This window comes from Haliea salexigens DSM 19537 (assembly GCF_000423125.1).
Lineage (GTDB): Bacteria > Pseudomonadota > Gammaproteobacteria > Pseudomonadales > Halieaceae > Haliea > Haliea salexigens.
In genome coordinates, this window is the sequence record NZ_AUHJ01000023.1 from 1 (window position 1) to 18676 (window position 18676).

Annotated in this window: 18 protein-coding genes; 9 read left to right on the forward strand and 9 right to left on the reverse strand. The window is 53.5% G+C overall.

Annotated elements, in window-relative coordinates; translation table 11 throughout:
* Positions 1–562 (forward strand): AP2 domain-containing protein (locus G533_RS0117260; RefSeq protein ID WP_084639095.1); only part of this gene is annotated, 562 nt, incomplete at its 5' end.
* Here the strand turns inward: G533_RS0117260 and G533_RS0117265 are convergent.
* Together G533_RS0117265 and G533_RS0117270 are read right to left on the reverse strand one after the other, a co-directional pair.
* Positions 554–1669 (reverse strand): PepSY-associated TM helix domain-containing protein, encoded by a 1116-nt coding sequence (locus G533_RS0117265; protein ID WP_035528809.1) that lies wholly within the window; start codon positions 1667–1669, stop codon positions 554–556. The two genes, G533_RS0117260 and G533_RS0117265, sit on opposite strands and share 9 nt — an antisense overlap.
* A 16-nt stretch (positions 1670–1685) precedes the next feature.
* Positions 1686–3740 (reverse strand): TonB-dependent receptor domain-containing protein, encoded by a 2055-nt coding sequence (locus G533_RS0117270; RefSeq protein ID WP_051230593.1) that lies wholly within the window; start codon positions 3738–3740, stop codon positions 1686–1688.
* Between the two features lie 317 nt (positions 3741–4057).
* Here G533_RS0117270 and G533_RS0117275 point away from each other — a divergent pair, with 317 nt between their 5' ends.
* The 3 genes from G533_RS0117275 (at position 4058) to G533_RS24575 (ending at position 6890) form a co-directional block, all read left to right on the forward strand.
* On the forward strand, positions 4058–4825 hold the full coding sequence (locus G533_RS0117275) for a type IV toxin-antitoxin system AbiEi family antitoxin (protein WP_027951038.1): 768 nt from the start codon (positions 4058–4060) through the stop codon (positions 4823–4825).
* Positions 4826–4848: 23 nt separating this feature from the next.
* Complete coding sequence (locus tag G533_RS0117280; RefSeq protein ID WP_205622651.1) at positions 4849–5748, forward strand: nucleotidyl transferase AbiEii/AbiGii toxin family protein; 900 nt, start codon at positions 4849–4851, stop codon at positions 5746–5748.
* Between the two features lie 557 nt (positions 5749–6305).
* Positions 6306–6890 (forward strand): Cap15 family cyclic dinucleotide receptor domain-containing protein, encoded by a 585-nt coding sequence (locus tag G533_RS24575; RefSeq protein WP_144079930.1) that lies wholly within the window; start codon positions 6306–6308, stop codon positions 6888–6890.
* Between the two features lie 76 nt (positions 6891–6966).
* Here G533_RS24575 and G533_RS25405 read toward each other — a convergent pair whose 3' ends face one another.
* The 5 genes from G533_RS25405 to G533_RS0117295 all read right to left on the reverse strand — a co-directional run bounded on the left by G533_RS25405 (position 6967) and on the right by G533_RS0117295 (position 12624).
* Positions 6967–7416, reverse strand: coding sequence for a Mov34/MPN/PAD-1 family protein (locus G533_RS25405; RefSeq protein WP_084639097.1), 450 nt, complete (start codon positions 7414–7416; stop codon positions 6967–6969).
* Entirely contained in the window at positions 7398–9176 is a 1779-nt protein-coding gene (locus tag G533_RS24130; protein ID WP_205622652.1) for a ThiF family adenylyltransferase, read from the reverse strand. Before G533_RS24130 ends, G533_RS25405 begins: the two co-directional genes overlap by 19 nt.
* 2 nt (positions 9177–9178) lie before the next feature.
* Positions 9179–10381: a CBASS cGAMP synthase gene (locus G533_RS24580; RefSeq protein ID WP_144079931.1), complete on the reverse strand. Its 1203-nt coding sequence runs from the start codon at positions 10379–10381 to the stop codon at positions 9179–9181.
* A gap of 1 nt (position 10382) precedes the next feature.
* Positions 10383–11360 carry a CBASS cGAMP-activated phospholipase gene (locus G533_RS24135; RefSeq protein ID WP_084639101.1) on the reverse strand — a complete coding sequence of 326 codons (978 nt, stop codon included), beginning with the start codon at positions 11358–11360 and terminating at the stop codon, positions 10383–10385.
* A 100-nt stretch (positions 11361–11460) separates the two neighbouring features.
* Positions 11461–12624 (reverse strand): tyrosine-type recombinase/integrase, encoded by a 1164-nt coding sequence (locus G533_RS0117295; protein WP_035528812.1) that lies wholly within the window; start codon positions 12622–12624, stop codon positions 11461–11463.
* 258 nt (positions 12625–12882) lie between these two features.
* Between G533_RS0117295 and G533_RS0117300 the strand changes: the two genes are divergently transcribed.
* The 5 genes from G533_RS0117300 (at position 12883) to G533_RS23665 (ending at position 15930) form a co-directional block, all read left to right on the forward strand.
* Complete coding sequence (locus tag G533_RS0117300) at positions 12883–13257, forward strand: toxin-antitoxin system TumE family protein (protein ID WP_027951041.1); 375 nt, start codon at positions 12883–12885, stop codon at positions 13255–13257.
* A complete protein-coding gene (locus G533_RS0117305) occupies positions 13254–13637 on the forward strand; it encodes an HVO_A0114 family putative DNA-binding protein (protein ID WP_027951042.1) in 384 nt (127 codons plus the stop codon). Before G533_RS0117300 ends, G533_RS0117305 begins: the two co-directional genes overlap by 4 nt.
* A gap of 336 nt (positions 13638–13973) precedes the next feature.
* Positions 13974–15209 carry a DUF445 domain-containing protein gene (locus G533_RS0117310; RefSeq protein WP_027951043.1) on the forward strand — a complete coding sequence of 412 codons (1236 nt, stop codon included), beginning with the start codon at positions 13974–13976 and terminating at the stop codon, positions 15207–15209.
* A gap of 73 nt (positions 15210–15282) precedes the next feature.
* Positions 15283–15405: a hypothetical protein gene (locus G533_RS24140; RefSeq protein WP_084639103.1), complete on the forward strand. Its 123-nt coding sequence runs from the start codon at positions 15283–15285 to the stop codon at positions 15403–15405.
* Between the two features lie 117 nt (positions 15406–15522).
* Positions 15523–15930 (forward strand): 3-oxoacyl-[acyl-carrier-protein] synthase III C-terminal domain-containing protein, encoded by a 408-nt coding sequence (locus tag G533_RS23665; RefSeq protein WP_051230586.1) that lies wholly within the window; start codon positions 15523–15525, stop codon positions 15928–15930.
* 8 nt (positions 15931–15938) lie between these two features.
* On the opposite strand, the gene G533_RS22605 is transcribed toward G533_RS23665, so the two are convergent.
* Together G533_RS22605 and G533_RS0117325 are read right to left on the reverse strand one after the other, a co-directional pair.
* On the reverse strand, positions 15939–17435 hold the full coding sequence (locus G533_RS22605) for an arylsulfatase (RefSeq protein WP_084639104.1): 1497 nt from the start codon (positions 17433–17435) through the stop codon (positions 15939–15941).
* Positions 17436–17626: 191 nt separating this feature from the next.
* Positions 17627–18643 (reverse strand): AraC family transcriptional regulator, encoded by a 1017-nt coding sequence (locus G533_RS0117325; RefSeq protein WP_051230588.1) that lies wholly within the window; start codon positions 18641–18643, stop codon positions 17627–17629.
* Positions 18644–18676: the final 33 nt, after the last annotated feature.

Genomic DNA, 18676 nt, shown 5'->3' on the forward strand with positions numbered 1-18676 from the left:
TATTAACCAGATCGCTCGGGCAATATCAGGTGACGAAAGCGCAATGCAGACAAGACGCAAGAATAACAATACCAGTAAGACGATGTACGGCATTTCTCGAATGGATTCGGAACGTTTCTATACCCATGGCTGGCGTGTAAAGCTGGTCCGCCGCGGGGTGGTTTACGTTAAGAACTTTCCGGACAAGCGTTGGGGAGGCAAACGCAAAGCCCTGGTACAGGCGAAAGCATATCGGGATGCCTTGCTATCGGAACTGCCCGAACCACTGACGCGGCGCGAGTTCTGTACCGCTCTGCGCAGCAACAATCGCAGTGGCATCAGCGGCGTCTACCGCTACGCCAAGAAATACACGCTGACGAACGGTAAAGTCATCGCGTCGTGGTACTGGGAGGCCACCTGGCCAATCGGGAATGGCCAGCAAGGTCACCAGTCCTTTTCAGTCAATGAATTGGGTGAAAGGAAGGCCAAAGCACTCGCGATCGCTGCCCGGGAAGAAGCCCTTGATGATCTCGACGGTTACTACTGGGCCTCACAGCGAGGCGCCCCGAGTCAATCAGGATGATACCAGGCGTCGTTTCCGCCGGTGCTGCCAGCGGGTGTAGCAATGGTTGCCACCGGTAAAGGCGAGCCAGGCCAGAGCGATGCCGGCGAGTAGAATCAAAAGGCGATAGCCAAAATGCATGCCATAACCAGAGTGCAGAGGGTACAGCTGATTGACCAGGCGTCGTGTCGCACTGGACTCATCCGAGCGCTCACTGATAACCAGCGCCCCAGTACTGTTGTTGATGATCACTGAGGTGCGTCCGTTCAGATGCCATTCCCCGGGTAACCGAAAACGCACTTTGGTATGGACCACGCCCGCTTCCTCGAAACTACGGATATAGGTCGGCCAGCCGTCCGGTACCGCTGTCTGGGCCAGACGGTAATCCCGGGCGATGGCTGGGATTTCAGTGGATTGAGCGCTGAAATCCGACGCCACCTGGGTCGAAGTCGGTACCGGCGGCAGCAGGGGTACGATGAGTTTTTGCCATAGCATGATTGAACCCGTGAGCAGGGTGATCAGTAGCAACGGGCTGGCCAGGGCGCCGGCGTGGCGGTGGTATTGCAGGCTGCGCGAGGCGCTGTAATTGCCCGGCATAATCCAGCGCCAGCGAAACGCCCTGCGGCCCGGCCACCACAGCACCAGACCACTGATGGTCAGAAACAAAGCCAGCATCCCACAAACCAGCAGAAGGCCTTGTCCCCAGGAGCCGGCCAGCAGTTCAACGTGAAACTCGCGCAGTAGATTTAACAGTCCCAGCGCGCCCAGGTCGTCCGGGTAGGGTTCGAGCGTGGCCAGGTCCAGCAATTCAAGAGCGTGTTCGTGGCGCACAGTCCAGTAAGGTTCATCCGCATTCGGTGCTTTAAGGCTGAGGGTGACTCCGTTTCGTTCAGTGGCCAGTTGGTGTAGTTGAATGGCGATGTCGTCGTGCCCATAAACGGACGGCAGTGCCGCGGACGGGGTAACGGTCAGCCGGATCAGTTCCTTCTGATACACCAGTACGGTGCCGCTAACAGCGCTGGCCAGCAGGATCGCCAGCGCCGCAAGGCCCGCCCACAAATGCCAGCGCCACAGCCCGCCCGGGCGCGGCCGGGGTGGGCGGCGAGTCTTTACATTGCCTGCCGTCATGATGTGAACGAGTTGATTAGAAGTAACGCTGGTACGATACGCCGAAGCTGCGGCCTACACCTTTGAAGTTGCGCAGGTCGTTAGGGCTGCTCTGGGAGTAATAGGTGTAGTAGTCCTCGTTGGTGAGGTTTTGTATAGAGGCGCTTACCACACCGCCGAACAGGTCCAGGTTCGCAATCAGGTCGAGCGTGGTGTAGCCATCGAACGTGTTGACGGTGACGTCCTCACTGTCTTTCACCTTGCGGTCAAACAGGTGACTGAGCTGCAGCCGGGTGTTCAGGCCGTCGGTCCAGCGCCGCTCCCAGCTGAGGTTCAGGCGGTCGGGGGAAATATTGGTGCCGCCCAGATCAGAATCCACTCTACCGTCTTGGTCAGAATCAAAACGCCCCTCGGCCTGGGCATACCGCAGGCCCAGTACGTCGGCCTCACCCAGCGCCCAGTCCGCCCGGAACTCAAGGCCATCAACGTCGGTCTTCTCGCGCTTCACGGTATAGATCCCGTCATCTCCTCGCTGCAGGCGCTGACCGAAGTCCGAGTTGGAGGTGTAGTAGCTCAGTTGTGCGCTGATGGTACCGTTGTCGAACTCCAGGCCTATCTCAGCGTTCTCGGTAAGAATCGGGGTCAGGTCCAGGAAGCTTTCGACGTCCTGTCCGGGCTCGTTGATCCCCCGTAATACCCGGCCCACGTCAGGCATGGAGAAGGCCTCGGCGTAGTTGGCGAAGACCCGCCACGTGTCGGTGAACTGGTAGGTACCACCGGCGTTGTACAGGGTCTCGGAGAAGTCGGGGTTACCGCCGGTGACGAACTGGCTGCCATAGCTGTAGAGGGTGGTGAAGTCGTCCACTTGCAACTCGGACTTCTCATGCCGGACCCCGGCGGTCAGGGTCATGCGCTCGATGCCGGTGTACTCCAGCTGCAGGTAGGGGGCCAGGTTCTCGTACCTGGTTTCCGGTACCCAGGTGCGGCCGGTCTGGATCAGGGCCTGCCAGGTTTCATCCTGCAGCACATCCATGCCGTACACCACCGACAGGGGCAGGCCACCGACCTCGTCCATAAACAGGGTCAGCTTCAGGCCTGTCTTCTCGGAATTGTTTTGTGATTGGTCTACCAGATCGGGGCCGTAGGATGGATCCTGGAAGGTGGCAATAGGCGTGATCTGGGCGCCGTAGGTGGCCTCAAAGTCCTGCCGGAAGGCCTGCACTCGCACCTCCTGACCCAACCAGTCCGCGTTCAGGTAATTGAGGCTGATGGTGGTCACCTGGTTCTGGGCCCCTTCGGCTGGCAGCTCACCTTTGACGGCCCCGCTGGGAATATCTGCAGCGACATCACCCGGCACCGATATCCACTCATGGTTGCTCTCGATATCGTAGTGGTTGACCATCAGCTCGACCCGCTGATCGTCCCAGTCGTAGCCGGTTTTCAGGAACAGGTCCAGCGCCTCCGAGTCCATGGTGTCGCCCTGGGTATTGTCGACCCCAATCACCTCGCCATCGGCATCGTAGGCCATTCCGGTACTGCGGTAGCTGACGCCGGCCAGTATATCGGCTGCATCGAAACTGTTGGACAGGCTATAGCTGAGGCCGTAGTCGCCGCTCTCACCGATGTCCTCGCCCTGGAAGGCGCTATCGACCCGCACATGCTGCTCGAACGTCTCGCTGGGACGTTTGGTGATCAGGTTGATGATGCCGCCGGCGGCCCCCAGCCCGTGAATGGCGTTCGCTCCATGCAGGACCTCTACCCGCTCCAGCAGGGTCGGGTCGATGGTGTGCCCGTCGCGGCCACCGTTGCGCAGCGGGTTGGATTGGGGTACGCCGTCAATCAGGTACAGGGGTTTGCGTCCCCGCAGGGTTTCACCGGCGTTGGTCATCTTCTGGCGAGCGGGGGAGAAGCTCGGGACGAGGTTGCCCAGTACAGTGGAAATATCATTCTGGATGGACAGTTGTTGCTGCAGCGTGGCCTGATCGATCACGGTAACCGTATTGGGGATGGTGCTCAGAGGCTTGTCCACACGACTTGAGGTCACAATCACTTCCTCGATCTGCTCGGCTGCCAGTAAGGGGGTACCGGCCATTGCAGCGGCGATAAGCACCGGCAGGTGCAGTACATTACGGGAGAATTGGGGTGGAGGTGTCATCGCGCGTCCTCAAGATCGGGGCCATAGATAACCCGCTGAGTGAATTATTGGGCGCAAAAGTATAATGATATCGAGAATCATTAACAACAACTGGCGGAAACGATGAGCTTTCCTCTATTGTGGTGATCTTTACATTAAAATAATAACAATACAGGTAGCATAACTACCTTAGTGACGGATATTTTAATGAGCTCTGCATGGCCAAAGAGCAGGTTGCGCTTGCGAGTCATTGAAAAAATGACTATATAGGTAGTATGACTACGCATAATACAAACAAATTAAAGAACCTTGTGACTCAGCTCCGCCCTGGCGCTGTATGTTTGGCTCCCTGGCTTGAACACCAAGGCGTATCCCGGAATCTCCAGCAGTACTATGTGCGTAGTGGTTGGCTGGAGGCGATAGGGCGTGGTGCCTACGCGAGGCCCGGTGAGCGCGTTGATTGGCAGAGTGCGCTGGAGGCGTTGCAGCAACAGGCTGACTTGGACGTGCATGTCGGCGGTGTCACGGCGCTAACTCGCCGAGGATATGGCCACTACCTTTATCTGGACAAGGAGCGGATACAGCTCTTCTCAATAGCAGGTGTCAGTCTTCCCGCCTGGTTTAGCAAAAAGGATTGGGGCGTGAAGATAGAGCACATACGGACCGGGTTCATACCGGACCGGCCAGACCTGAAAGCTATAGAGAGTACATCCCGTGGACTCCGCCAGTCTGTGCCCGAACGCGCGATCATGGAGTGCCTGTATTTAGCGCCCAAAACAATGGGTCTGGTGGAGTGCTACCAGCTCATGGAAGGGCTGGCTAACCTTCGACCGCACCTCGTCCAGGTGCTTCTGGAAAGCTGTACCTCTGTGAAAGTGAAACGGCTTTTCCTGTATTTGGCGAGGAAAGCCGATCACAAATGGCTGAGCCACGTCACATTGGAGAATGTTGATCTCGGAAAGGGGGATCGTAGCATCACACCGAATGGCGTATTCATCAAAGAGTTCCATATCAGCGTACCTCAGGAGCTGGCGTCACTGTGATAGCTCAGGGATATAGAAAGCAGGTGGAGTTGCTGCTTCATGTCTTGCCCCATGTCGCGGAGGTAGAGTGTTTTGCACTAAAAGGCGGTACTGCCATCAACCTCTTTCATGATGAAATGCCCCGACTGTCTGTGGATATCGACCTGACGTATACCCCGGTGGAGGATCGGGAGACCGCCATGGCGGGAATCACCGCAGGTCTTGAAGAGATAAAGCAGCGACTTGACGGTGGTGGCATGCCGATCAAGGCGAGCTTACTGCCGCAGAGTGACGGGCAGGAAACCAAGCTGCTGTGTCGGGGTGAAACTGCCCAGATTAAAGTCGAGGTAAACACCATTATCCGGGGCTGCCTACAGCCACCGGTGAACATGGCAGTGGTGAGGGCGGTACAGGATGAGTTCGGCCTGTTTGCAGCAATCAACGTCGTTTCAAAAGGAGAGCTGTATGGCGGGAAGATTTGTGCAGCTCTGGACAGACAGCACCCACGGGACCTGTTCGATATTCACCAGCTATTCCAGCAGGGGGGCATTACTGATGAGATAAGGCTGGGGTTTGTGGCGATGTTGGCAGGTCATAACAGACCGGTTCATGAGCTGCTCAACCCGAACCGCCAGGATCTGCGGCAGCCATTTCAAGACCAGTTTCAGGGTATGACACTGGCACCGTTTACCTACGCAGATTTTGAAGCGACAAGAGAGCAGCTCATAGGAACCGTGAATGCCTGCCTGACTGAAGACGATAAGGCTTTCATGATAAGCCTGACTGCAGGGGAGCCAGACTGGTCGCTCTATCCCATTCCCGGATTGGAAGAAATGTCTGCCGTAAAGTGGAAGCTGCTTAACATTCAGAAGCTTGTAAAGATCAACCAAAAAAAACATGATGGTATGCTGCGGAGCCTTCAAAAGCTACTAGCCGGAAACTAAATATTGGCCACTTTTTAAATGCATAGTATTTCGGATACTCAATGATCTTGAAAGCGAACGCACTGGATTGATTTAGGGAAGCGTACCGATCTGCATCAGTGCTATACGGTAGACTCAGTTTAAAGAAAATTCTATGACCTCAACCCTGCGACTAAAAGATCTCCTACTGCGGATTCGCGGACTCATTCCACACAGCGAATTCTGTGGTGTAGGGGTCGTAATAACTGCTGATCTGAACTTGCTACCAATTGCGTCAATGTGCGCCGATGCAGCGATTCCTGTACGACTAGGTCTACCCCAACAAATTGCCGATTGCAGCCTGTATAGCAGCCCCTGCCATGATGGATTTCAAATAGTTTCGGATCAGTGGGAGCTGGTAAGGCGAAATCAATATTTTGCTCCTTATCCTTCGGAAAAGCAGCGCGCGTCCATTGAACAGGGTAACGTAGGATCTCGTTACATGGCAGCGAGATTTGGGTCTCTCATAGAAGGGGTGCTTTGTACGGGTCTGCTGAGTGACAGAGACGGGGTGGTGGTATTTGAGAGAGGTTTAGTCGTTGTTTAATCTTTTTCCAGTAACAACAGTGATAGCGTGGATTGCGGGCTTATATACTGCTGCAGTGCTCATGATTTCGCTACTACTTGGTATATCTGGTGTGGCTTCTCTTGAAACTGCATTCAAGGGAGTAGCGGTCCTAAATCTTGTGCTACTCTCGATGGCGATAGGGGGATGGAGAGTATTATGGCGTATAGTTCCTAAGTTAAACGATTGGATATTTCCCGACCTGAACGGGAAGTGGGCTGTTGAAATTCATTGGAACTGGGGTGAAAAATCAGGAGCCAAGACGGCGACTGCGTTCATTAAACAAAACCTTTTGAAAGTGAGTATTGAACTTTCTTCGGATGAATCGGAATCTGAAACATTAATGGTACTGCCTCACAAGGATAGCCAATCATCCCGTCCTGGCTTGTACTATATTTATCGTAATATAGGTCTTGCGAATGCAGAGAACAAGCAGGACCCACATATCGGGGCGGCTATTCTCAAGGTTAGCCAAGAATCAAACAGTCTACTGCGCGGGAATTACTTTACAGACCGGTCAACAAATGGGCAGTACACAATGTGTCGAGAAGCTAATTAGTTAAGAGCAGTATATGCCTATAGATTCCACATATAATTCTTGAAATATTGAGTGCAGGAAGCACAATGATGAAAATTCACCCTACTCGACAAAATTTTCTATCTGCTGTTTGTAAACCTATATAGATCTCATTATAGCCCTGTATCAGTAATACCATAGGCCTCTGTGGAAGTAGATTTTTCCAGGAATTCAGGTCTATTTGTGAAGGGTTGGGGGTCAGTTCTGGATGTGTATGCCATTCACCAATATAAGTCACAGTACCGTTTGAGGCGGCCCACATTTCCTCAGCGCTCTGTTGGTGACATTGTCTAAGTCGATTAAAACTAACAGGTGATCGATCGTCCGATGGTGCAGGATTTGTAGCATGAACAACCTCAATGTGATCTCCGCGATAGCTCCCCAGGAGAATCCCGCCTGACTCGTGCTGGTCTTCCGACTGAGAAAAGGATTCTAGGACATTTAATACCTGAGACCGCAATAGGATATACCCTCCCTCGGGGCGCGACACTACTCGGTGCGGCAGCATGGGCAATCAGGTAGAGACTTAATGTCTGCATTTTTTGTTTGGCAGACACGCGGGTCTAGAGAAATATGTCTGAAGCGTGGTGATGGCGAATTGTTAGCCCAATCGATACAGAGATTTTGAACTAACCCACTTGTGGTTACAGAGGCCTGAGACGAAAAAGGCATATAACCGCCTAATCCGCAGGGGCGAGGTTTCCATTCTGGCAAAACCGCGCCTGACTTGAACAGCTGGAAGCGTTCAGCTACTACTCCATCGGGTGATCTTTGTTTCAGACACCCATAGCACCCACCCCGCGGTCTGTAATCGTCCAATAGTGTGCGCGCCGCCAGTCCGCCAGCGTCGATCCATCCATAGATGACGGGAACCGGAGACTCAATACGATGCAAGTGGTGACACAACGATGTGGAAAACCCGATATCACCCGTTGTATCCACAACCAGATCGAACTTCTGACTCAATAATCGGACATCTTCAACCTCAAAATTATAACTGTGGGCAGTTATATTGAGATCACCAGCGGATTGATCTGACAGCATATGTGCGATGGCTTCTGACTTATTTTCGCCAACATAGGGCACACCTAGTAAATGCCGACTTAAGTTTTCGGTTGTTAAGTAATCGCAATCATATAGCTCTATCCGGCCTCCACCGGTTCCTGCACCCACCTGGCAGAGCAGGCTGGCGGTATAGCCGCCTAAAGTGCCGCATCCGATGACCGCTATAGTTACACCAGACAGATTCTTGTCCGCTGTTGTGTTTCGAGTTCCAATTGACGTGAGCCTAGCATCGTTTATTGCAAACCTCATAAACGTACTTCCCTGCTCTAACTTGTCTACGCGAGATATCAGCGTGGAAATCCGTTTAGCATCTGGAAGGAACTGTTTATTCTTTCCGCGACTTCCTTGTTTTGTCAGTCTGAAATTTCGCTTAATAGCATTTACTGCAGTAGGGTTGGTGAATGAAACAAGACCTCCAAAAAGCATTTGGTGTAGCTGGAATACTACGAAACAACACCTATCCTCTGCCAATGAGGTGAAAACTGCATTCAGAACTCTATGCCGTACTGAGCAAGTACGAGCATGATTCAACCATTGATCAAGCTCGGCGATCGAGCTTGGAGGCCAGTTGACAGGAGGGATGGAAACATCATGTGGAAGTTCGAAGAGAAATCCAGGGCCAGATAACTTGGTAACTTTGTTTCCACGCCGTTTATTCTGCCAAGCCTTTGCACTATGGGCGCTATCGGCTAGAATGATTTCGTCTATTGAAACACCGTTCAAGTCCGTCCGAGTAAAGAGCTCGAATAAGAATTTGCTATCGTTGGCAGCCATGAAGACAGCGTCAGAATAATCGCGCCGCCAGTACGCGGGAAGCTCTCTTCGTAGCTCGAACTGTAACGTTTCTTGGTCTGAGACAAATTGACCCAATAGAGAATCAAGAGCTGCGAGCATCAAAGCTACATTATAGCGAGGGTTGTAACGATCAAACTCAACGCCCCTATCATCTAAATAACAAAGAGCCTTTTCGAAAAATACATGAGGAAGCAGGCTTGGGAGGTCTTTTGGGCGATCAGTTAAAAGTACGATTGGCTTCTTTCTAAAATAGGGGTCTATTATGCAAATCTTGATCGGGAAGTCGACGTTAGACTTTGAAATCGTCTTCTCATAAATATTCTTACCTACTGACGCGCTTCTTATAAATCCGGATTCCGCCAGAGCAAAGTGTATGCTCTTCATGACTTTGTGTGAGTCTACACTCAAGCTTATCGAAATTCCGTTCCTGATCGCATTGTCCCTACATCTGGTTTAGGCTGCGGGTGAGCTGGAGTGGATGTTACGACTGAAGCAGCGGCAGCACTAGCTGACATTACCCAATCCGGGCGATGAGGTACTCTTTCGCCCCAGTGAGCAATCAACGTTTGTACAACTCCAATTGCCGACGATCCGGATTCAATCGACTCGGTGACATTGGCAGAGAAATAATTGACTTTCTGAAGTATTGAGCTCAACTCGCCTTCGTCAATATTTCTAGGGAATATAGTCTCATCAGGCGCGACAGGATTTTTTACGCCGGCCTGTAATCGCTTCGGTAAATCTCGAGAAACGGCCAAAAGCGCTTCACTGTCTGTATAGAATTCCTTTGTGGAGTCGCGGAACGTTTCCCAAACACAAATCATCAGGGCTATTGAGCTTGGGCCGGCTTTGGGCCAGGTAAAGTCTCTCCATGCTTTTAGGTAGCGGCATGACCTGGTAAAAATATGACCAAAGACTTTCTGTTCACCTTCAAACCACTCCTGTATTTGTATAGGGTCGCTTCGCTTCCAATGCGGACTTTCGCGAAGAGCAAGGTAGACTTCTTCTTTACCTAATAAAGCCCGAAGACTGAAGTCACTATCCTCCACTACACCTTCTTGATTTAGAACGGCCCGCCCCATGGCTTTCTGGAGATCATCAAAACGCTCCATTGGAATTGCGTATAGTGGTACATCTAAGTGTGTTATCGCGTCCAACTCAAGGCGTACACACGTATTCTTCTCTCCTTTAAACGTCCATCCCTCAGCAACGGCTAGAGCGCTGAGGGCAGTATCTACGATTTCAAAAAAAACTTCTTTGAAGACGATAGGTTTTTCGCGGAGCGCCTCAATTGGTAGATACACTCCATCATCTATATCAATTTGTTGTGGCGGAATGTGGCACGGTTTGTTTTGCGTACCGTAGGCGAGGGATCCTTGCGGCCAGAACCTGGGCTCTATACTGTTAAATGCAGTTCTTTCTATAGGACTCATCCTGGCTAGATATTTTTCTTCAGACTTAGCTGAAGTGAAGGCAGATTTTACTGCATTCCTCACCTTAGTTCTGGCAGCCTTCATGGCCGCTATTCGAGTACTGTCGACATTAAGCTTGTTGATCAGTCGATCCGATTCAGATCGAGCGTAGAGTAGCTTGGTCACATCATATTTTGGCATTTCATTTGTCCCCTGCCTGGTCCTTTACGAATGGCACTTTTTTCGCACTGTGAGTGAATAAACTCTTGATTGAGGCGTCGTTTACACGTCTACCAGACTCACTGCTAGCATGTGCAAGAAGGATTTCCGCTGCTGCAAGTGAGCCATTATCTAGGGTAAGGAGATCGGCCTGTTCTTTCGTAGCCTCGCTGTCGATTATTTCAAGTCTATCCTGCAGAAGCATTCTAGCCATATCGTAGTAGAGCTTTTCTCCAGCGGACATTGCAAGTGAGATGATATCCCTGCCTGCGTTCCATCCCAGATAGCCGAGGTTATTCGTTTTCTCATGATTTACCGCTAGACCCTGCCCCATATTTCCAATGCTAAGACCCGAAATATTTTCTAATGGAACATTCAAAGCGCGGTAGGCTTCAATGACTCCCATGAGAACCGGGTTGTTAGCAACGAGACCGCCATCGACGTACCGAGAGCTATCAATTTCGTGCAATGGGAAGTAGGTAGGTGCGGCACTGGTAGCGAGACCCACATCAACTAAGGTGCGTTGGGCATCTTGGTAAAACATAGCGTTGTGCGGTGTTTTAAATGCACGGACACGACCTACGGTATAATTTATCGCAGGTACTAAGACTCTGCTTTTTAGATCCCCTATCGTTATGTCGTCAAAGATTTCTTCAAGGACGGATTTCAATGGTTCGGGTGAGTACTGTGCAGATATAGCCTGTTTTGGTTTCCGCCATAGAGGCTGAGGGGGGAAAATAGAAGTGAGGTTTTCTTGAAATTTTTCGCGAATGAAGCTCGCGGGAAGGCCGGCCGCTACGCCCAAGGCTAAAATGCCACCAATGGATGTCCCGCATATTATATCAAAATGTTTTGATACGGATGTGTCGAATCGATGCTCGAGTTCTTCTAAAACGCGAGCCGTATAGAGCCCCCGTACCCCACCACCACTGAGCGACAGAATTTGAAATCTATCGGGCATTCATATCCCCGGCCTCCTTACGGACTGCAGTTTATCGATGGGGGCGGGCTTGGAAGGTTTCAAGGGAAAATCAAAAAAATAACTGCCCACAGTCAGGAATCTAGAATCGAAGCCGCTGCCACGCCTCATGCCAGATGTAATCCTCAGCATGCTGATAAATTGCCGTCGTTTCCACCTTCTCATGCCGCGCGGAGGCCTGCAGATACTTGAGGTTCACCCCGGCATCGTCGGCATGGGTCACCGCCGTGTGGCGCAGCCAGTGCGTCGAGGCCTTGCGTAGCTTGGCCGCTGATACCGGCGCGGCGTCCTCAATGGCTTCCGCCGCCGCGGTGACTGTTTGTTTGACGATCCGATAGACCATGTTGGCACTGATCGCCTTGGTGCCTTTCAGGCTCCGCAGCATCGGGCTCAGATCGTCCGGATCGGGGAGGGCGGTAAGACCCAGGAAGGCCCGGTAGCGCATCAAGGCGTCCAGCATTTCATCTGACACTGGGACTTTGGCCCTCTTCTGCCCTTTCCCCAGTGCAAACCACCACCAGCGGCCGCGGTTCTCCCTAATGCTGTTCATCGGATGGCTGGCCACTTCCGACACCCGCGGCGCCAGCAGGTACAAAAAATGGAACAGGAAACGGGTGCGTTCGAAGCGCTGGATCTGCCGCTCAGTTTCTTGGGGCAGGGCCGCGATGTAGGCCTTGAGGTGCCCCCAGGTGGCCTGGTCCAGGTAACGCTCCTGGGAAAAGGTTTCCTTGGCATCGGGCTGCAGTGTCCGGTGACGGCGCCGGACCAGGGACAGCGGATTGGCTTTCAAATAGCCGCCGTCCACCAGGTAGGACAGCAGCGCGTTGATCACGATCAGGGCCTGCCGCTGGCTGCTGTGACCCAGGGGCCCCTTGAACGGCCGCCAGGCATCCGTATACCGCGGCGCCCGGGGGCCACACCAGTAGGCCGCCGGCTGCGGATCCGCCAGGAACCCCTGGTAGGCCTGAAAATCCTCCCGCATTAGCCCCGACAACGGCTTCTGGCGCTGGGTCACCGCCCACAGCAACAAGCGTTCGGCCTCCTTACGGTAATTACGGTAGGTCTGGGGGGAATCGGCGAACTCGTCCAGCCACACCCGGATAGCCTGCAGGTCATTGAAGGCGGTGAACTGGCACAGGTCCTGGGACTGGCGATTGCTGCCCCAGCTGCCGTCGAGGGCGTCGGGGAGGGCGCCCAGACCCTCCAGGGGCACCGGCTGGGTCTGAAACGGACGGATTGCGGGCATGGCGGGTCTCCGACAGCGAATGGCGAGCCTGCCCTACTCTACCGCTTTTATATTCATGATTATAGGGTATATCATGAATTAATAGAAGCGCCTAACCTGTTGTATATAAAGGATATTTACGCGTGCGTGCCGATGAGGCCAAAATCAGCCATTTTGGGAAAAATTAGATGCGGTTGGTGGCCAAGAAGGAGGGTAGGGTGATGATTCAGAGGTTATATTTCCTTGCATTGAATTAACAGGGGGTGTTAACTAAGGTCTATGGCAGATCGTGATCAAGACTTGGCTGTAGAGTACTTTCTGGAGCTGGATGGAACTGTCCATTTTGTGGACGAGAAGTGCAAATATCGTGTCGAGATTAAAGCCAAGCGGACCGATGTCACTCCAGAACGGCCTCATGGTTTGAGTTATTCACTGACGTTACACGATGAGAAACACGAGAGGATATTGGGATTTGATAACGCCCATCCCGTGCCTGCTAGCAAAGGACCCGGCGGGAAGAGGCACAAGTTTCATGACCACAGGCATAAATACGACAAGACGCGTATCTATCGATTTGAGGATACGAGCAAGCTGATATCAGATTTTTATGCCGCAGTAGATCAGATCATGAAAGAACGAGGAATTAAGATATGAAGACTCTGAAAGTTGGAATAGCCAGTTATCAGCAGATGAAAGAACGATCGATGGCTATCGCTCGAGGTGAGTACAAACCCAAGCGTGGAGAGCCAAAGGTATGGTTCCCCTCACTGGAAGCTTTCGCCGGTATTCTCTCTGAAGGTAACAGGGAGCTATTGCAGATCATCATTGATAATCAGCCAGAATCCATGACCGAACTTGCTGAGTTATCTGGTCGTAAACCTTCAAGTCTTTCTCGAACGTTGAAGTCGATGGCTCACTATGGCCTGGTAGATCTGCAAAAGGACAAAAAAGGAAGAATCCGCCCTAGAGTCAACTATAAAGACGTAGTTCTCGATTTGCCTATATCCAAGTCACAGAACGCAGTGGCGGCATAGTACTTACCCTCATATTGGCGGCGCTAAGTCACAAGACAATTAGATTCACGAGGGTAGAAATACTCCTGATTTTGAGGGAATGAACCCGGCACTCCTCATGTTGTAGTCAAATTCCCGGATCGAGCCGGGCAGATCGAAATACCTGTAAAGCCAAGTGGATTAGCCCCTGGGAAAGGTCAGTAGAAAACCCTTCGATATAATTAGAACTTGAAGCATGGGTGGTCCTTTCTCGCACTGAAAAAGAAATGTGGGTGCAATGCGTGGTCGGGACATTTAAGGGCGTTTCCCGGCTGTTGTTACAGTACAGCCGGAATTCCGCTGAGTAGGTAAAGGGAAATGAGCGATTTTGCGTTTCTACAGGAGTATCTGGCATACCTGACGATACCTGTCGTGAGCGGACTGGTTGGTTACGGAACCAACTGGTTGGCCGTCAGGATGATGATGGGCCCGGTGGAATTTGTCGGCATCGGCCCCTTGGGCTGGCAGGGTGTAATTCCGGCGAATTCCGGCAAGATGGCGCGCATCACGGTTGACCACAGCGTAAAGCGCGTTTTGTCCCAGGAAGAACTTATCGACCGGATTGATCCGGAGCAACTGATCGAGGCCATCAGTCACCGGCTGGACCCCTTTGTGGAGGATGTGGTCGACGAAGTCATGAGCCAGTCGACGCTACCCCAGCTTACACTCAGCAATTTTTTCTGGAGCGCTTCACCCATCGCAATCAAGAAGCGGGTTTATCGGGAAGTGAGAAAGCAGCTTCCGGACGCGCTCACGCGCCTCATTGAAGACCTCAAGCCCAATCTGGGTGAGTTGGTCGATCTAAACGAGGTGATCGTCGAAAAACTCACTGGTGACAAACGTATGCTGGTTGGGATGTTCCGTAATGCGGCTGCGAGTGAATTCAGGTTCATTCAGCGCAGCGGCCTGTATTTCGGCCTGCCTCTGGGCATACCCGTCATGTTCATCTGGTACTTTTTCCAGGCCTGGTGGTTGCTGCCGGCCTTCGGGCTATTGGTTGGTTACATTACCAATGCGCTGGCCATTTACCTCATCCAGAAACCGCTGGAGCCTGTCAAGATTGGGCCCTTTACGGTTCAGGGCCTGTTTATCAAACGCCAGAAGGAAGTATCGCGGTACTACGGCAAGGTGATGGCCTCCGACCTCGTCACCGCCGAAATCGTGGTGGGCGAAATGCTCAAGATAAATGAGTCGGTTGATCGCCTGCGTGAGCTGATCCACCGCGAGGTAAACCGCGCCCTGGAGGAAGCCCAGGGCGTTTTCAAGCCCCTTGCCGTCGTCAGCATCGGCCCCTCGGAATACGCGAGAATAAGCGCAATTGTCGGGGACAGGGCCTTCGAGGAGTTGATCAGGCCGGACAGTCGTTCTTTCGCCTACATTGACGAGGCGCTGGATGTCGAAAACACCATCGCGGAGCGGCTGGGCAGGCTCTCTCCAGCGGAATTTTACGAATTACTGCACCCCGTCGTCGCCGAGGATGAATGGAAACTGGTCGCGGTAGGGGCTGCCCTCGGTTTGGGGGCGGGATACTGGCAGTGGGCGTTGCTCACCTGATTTATGCCGGAGTCGCCCCAGAGCCCCAATCATGTGGGAGCCGTTCAAGTTTTCAAGCTGAAAAACATCCACCGTGCTGGACTGGGTTAACCGCAACGTGGCAGTGTTGTTTGGTGATGGCGCCGCCGCACTGGTGGTGGAGGCCAGCGACAGGGAGGAGGGGCAGCGGGGTGAATCTCTGGGCTGTCTCGCCTAGGCGCGGGACTCACTGTTTATTCAGAACTACGGAACGGCCTTTACAAATCGGCCCGACCTGGTCGCCACATCCTGGGACTTCGATGGGCAGGACATTTTCAGGCGTGCCGTAGGGGGAATGGCGAAAGCCAGCCAGAAGGTACTGGCAGAAGCTAATCTGACGGTGGACGATATGGGCCTGGTTGTGCCCCTCCAGGCTAACCTGCGCATCATCGAAGCCGTGGGCAAAAAGCTGGGCGCTCCCGAACAGAAGCTGTTCGCGAATATCGAGCGCTACGGCAATGTGTCAGCTGCAACCGCGTTGGTAGAAGCCGTCGAGGAGGGGTACGTCAAGCCCGGTGCAAATATCCTGGTGCCGGCTTTTGGCGCAGGTCTCACCTGGAGTTCACACCTGATAAGTTGGGGTGAACGTGTCAAACCGTTGGGTACCAACGACGTGGACCTGCCGCCCTGTGACAAGAGCGGCCTGGAGCTGGTGCAGTCCTACCTGGCGCAGCAGCGACCGCACCAGGGCATTACTGATTGAGGGGGGCGTCAAGGTACGAAGGAGCCGGGCTTCTGCCGCTGGGGGAATTCCTCGAAGGTGGCCTTGAATTTGGCGACCTTGTACATGGCCGGAGCTACCAGGAACAGGTGCTCTGCCGCCCACTGGTTATAGCCCGCGCCTTCAACGTCCATTCGCTCGAAGGGGTCCATGCGCAGGTTGAACACCTTCGGCAGGCGCAAATCCTTATAGGGGTTGCGCCAAACATCAAAGCCGTGGGCAGTCTGCTCGCGGAACAGCATTTTGTAATCGCCGTCACGGATCGCCACCACGTCACCTGTATCGGAGGAGTAGATGAATTCAGTGCGCGGACCCTTTTTCTCCTTGCCGAGGAAGTAGGGCAGGAAGTTGTGGCCGTCCAGGTGCACCTTGTAGGAATTGCCACCAACCCGCTTGCCGTTTTTCAACTCCTCGATGATGTTGTCGTTGCCGGCCGCAGCCATCAGTGTGGGCAGCCAGTCCATCATGGCGATGATCTCATTGGAGATCTGGCCCGACTCGATCTGCGCCGGCCAGCGCACCATCATCGGCACCCGGTAGCCGCCTTCCCAACTGCTGTTTTTCTCGCCCTTGTAGGGGGTGTAGCCACCGTCCGGCCACAGAGCCAACTCGGCGCCGTTGTCGGTGGAGTACATGACAATGGTGTTGTCGGCGATGCCCAGTTGGTCAAGCTTTTCCAGCAACTGGCCTACATGGCCGTCGTGTTCTACCAGCCCGTCGGCGTACAGACCCTGGCCGGTCACCCCATCTGATTCGGGTTTGAGGCGGGTCCACACATGCATGCGGGTAGCGTTGAACCAGACGAAGAAGGGCTTGCCTGCCTCGTGGGACTTGTCGATGAATTTCAGGGCCGCCCCGAGAAACTCTTCGTCAACGGTTTCCATGCGCTTTTTTGTCAGCGGGCCGGTGTCCTGTATCTTGCCGTCGGAATAGCTGTGGATCACGCCACGGGGCCCGAACATCTTCTTGAATTCAGGATCTTTGGGATAGTTCGGGTGCTCAGGCTCATCCTCAGCATTAAGGTGGTACAGGTTGCCGAAAAATTCATCGAAGCCGTGGTTGGTGGGCAGGTGTTCATCCCGGTCACCCAGGTGGTTCTTGCCGAACTGGCCGGTAGCGTAACCCAGGGGCTTGAGCAGGGTGGCGATAGTGGGGTCCTTGTCGGACATGCCTTCTTTCGCCCCCGGCAGGCCCACCTTGGTGAGGCCGGTGCGCAGGGGGTGTTGCCCTGTGATAAAGCCGGCGCGGCCCGCAGTGCAGCTCTGGTCACCGTAGGAGTCGGTGAAGATGATGCCATCGGCAGCGATCTTGTCGATATTGGGTGTTTGGTAACCCATGCGGCCCATATTGTAGGCGCTGATGTTGTAGGGGCCGATATCGTCGCCCCAGATAATCAGGATATTGGGTTTTTCCGCGGCCAGCGCGGCCGGGACAAAGGAGAAGATCAGGCAGAAGAATGCCACTGGAATACTGGTCAGGTTTTTCATTATTTCACCTCGCGTATCTAACCGAATGCGTAAGATAACGCATTCAAACAGAAGCGAAGCCCGTGTTGGCCAAAAGGGCAACATTTTTGTTTCTTCGGTTTGCTTGTAGCTCCATGCCCTATGTAGCATCCGCAATTCGTTGCGGAGCGGGCTCGGGAAGCGAGGCGCGCCGTAGGTGAGCCCCTACACGCTTACTCCACCCCTTTTTCCCGACGGTAGTCGCGGGGTGACTTGCCGGTCCAGCGGCGGAAAGCCCGGGTAAAACTGCTGGTATCGTTAAAGCCCAGCATAAAGCTCATCTCGGTGATGCTCACCCTGGATTGTTCCATATAGTCCAGTGCGAGGGACTTTCGCACCTGGTTCAGCAGGTCCTGGAAGCTGGATTCCCGCGCCGCCAGCTTTTGCTGCAGTGCACTTGGGCTCATGGCCAGTTCGCTGGCCACCTGTTGTTTGGTACAGTTTTCCGACGGTAGTTTCTGCAAGATGACGCGCTTGACCCGGTTGACGATGTCCTCCGCGTCCAGTGCGGAAATATAGCTTTGCAGGATCTTGTCGTGTTCACTGGCAATCTCGCGGTTACCGCCCCGTAGCGGAATGTCCATGACAGCCTGGTCCATGCAGATTTCACAAGTGGTGGTGTCGAATGTCACTGGAACGTGAAAGCTTGTCGTATACAGGTCTTCGTAGCCCTCTGGTCGGGGGCGTGCGAGCGAGACTGAAATAGGCGCAAAATCGGGTAGGTAGATCATCCGAAAAACGCGGATGAGGAATGCGTTCCAGGTGTCGATGGTTTCATAGGCGACACCGTCCGCGATCTCCTCCAGAACCAGGCAGTAACGATCTTCAGACTCATCAATGCGATAAACGCCCTGGTTACTGGCTATGCGGAAATAGTAGACCAGCCTTTCACAAGCATCCCGCAGGCTCGAACTGGCCAACAGGGCATAGCCCAGGGCATGCACGTTGGAGGGGTGCAGGAAGCGCGCTACGGTGAGACCAAATGCGGGGTTTCCGGTGGATTTGACAGACTCACGGAACAGGGTGGCCATCTGGGCCGTGGTATAGCGTTCAAGGGGATCCTGGCTCGGGGTGTCACTCAAGCCTGCCGCCCTGAATACTTCCGAAGCGTCGAAGCCATTTGCTTCCAGCGCCATATGAATCGCCATGGTATAGGACGCGATCGTAGTGGCCGAGGTGGTCTCGCTCATCCTCTTGGAAATTCCTCGTTATCAGTATCTCAT

What these genes read in the sequence shown, in the direction of transcription:
- G533_RS0117275 (WP_027951038.1), top strand. Translation starts at nt 4,058, where the DNA reads ATGACTACGCATAATACAAACAAATTAAAGAACCTTGTGACTCAGCTC.
- G533_RS0117305 (WP_027951042.1), top strand. Translation starts at nt 13,254, where the DNA reads ATGAAGACTCTGAAAGTTGGAATAGCCAGTTATCAGCAGATGAAAGAA.
- G533_RS25405 (WP_084639097.1), bottom strand. Translation starts at nt 7,416, where the DNA reads ATGCTGCCGCACCGAGTAGTGTCGCGCCCCGAGGGAGGGTATATCCTA.
- G533_RS0117325 (WP_051230588.1), bottom strand. Translation starts at nt 18,643, where the DNA reads ATGAGCGAGACCACCTCGGCCACTACGATCGCGTCCTATACCATGGCG.
- G533_RS22605 (WP_084639104.1), bottom strand. Translation starts at nt 17,435, where the DNA reads ATGAAAAACCTGACCAGTATTCCAGTGGCATTCTTCTGCCTGATCTTC.
- G533_RS0117300 (WP_027951041.1), top strand. Translation starts at nt 12,883, where the DNA reads ATGGCAGATCGTGATCAAGACTTGGCTGTAGAGTACTTTCTGGAGCTG.
- G533_RS0117295 (WP_035528812.1), bottom strand. Translation starts at nt 12,624, where the DNA reads ATGCCCGCAATCCGTCCGTTTCAGACCCAGCCGGTGCCCCTGGAGGGT.
- G533_RS23665 (WP_051230586.1), top strand. Translation starts at nt 15,523, where the DNA reads ATGGCGAAAGCCAGCCAGAAGGTACTGGCAGAAGCTAATCTGACGGTG.
- G533_RS0117265 (WP_035528809.1), bottom strand. Translation starts at nt 1,669, where the DNA reads ATGACGGCAGGCAATGTAAAGACTCGCCGCCCACCCCGGCCGCGCCCG.
- G533_RS24580 (WP_144079931.1), bottom strand. Translation starts at nt 10,381, where the DNA reads ATGCCAAAATATGATGTGACCAAGCTACTCTACGCTCGATCTGAATCG.
- G533_RS24135 (WP_084639101.1), bottom strand. Translation starts at nt 11,360, where the DNA reads ATGCCCGATAGATTTCAAATTCTGTCGCTCAGTGGTGGTGGGGTACGG.
- G533_RS0117310 (WP_027951043.1), top strand. Translation starts at nt 13,974, where the DNA reads ATGAGCGATTTTGCGTTTCTACAGGAGTATCTGGCATACCTGACGATA.
- G533_RS0117270 (WP_051230593.1), bottom strand. Translation starts at nt 3,740, where the DNA reads ATGGCCGGTACCCCCTTACTGGCAGCCGAGCAGATCGAGGAAGTGATT.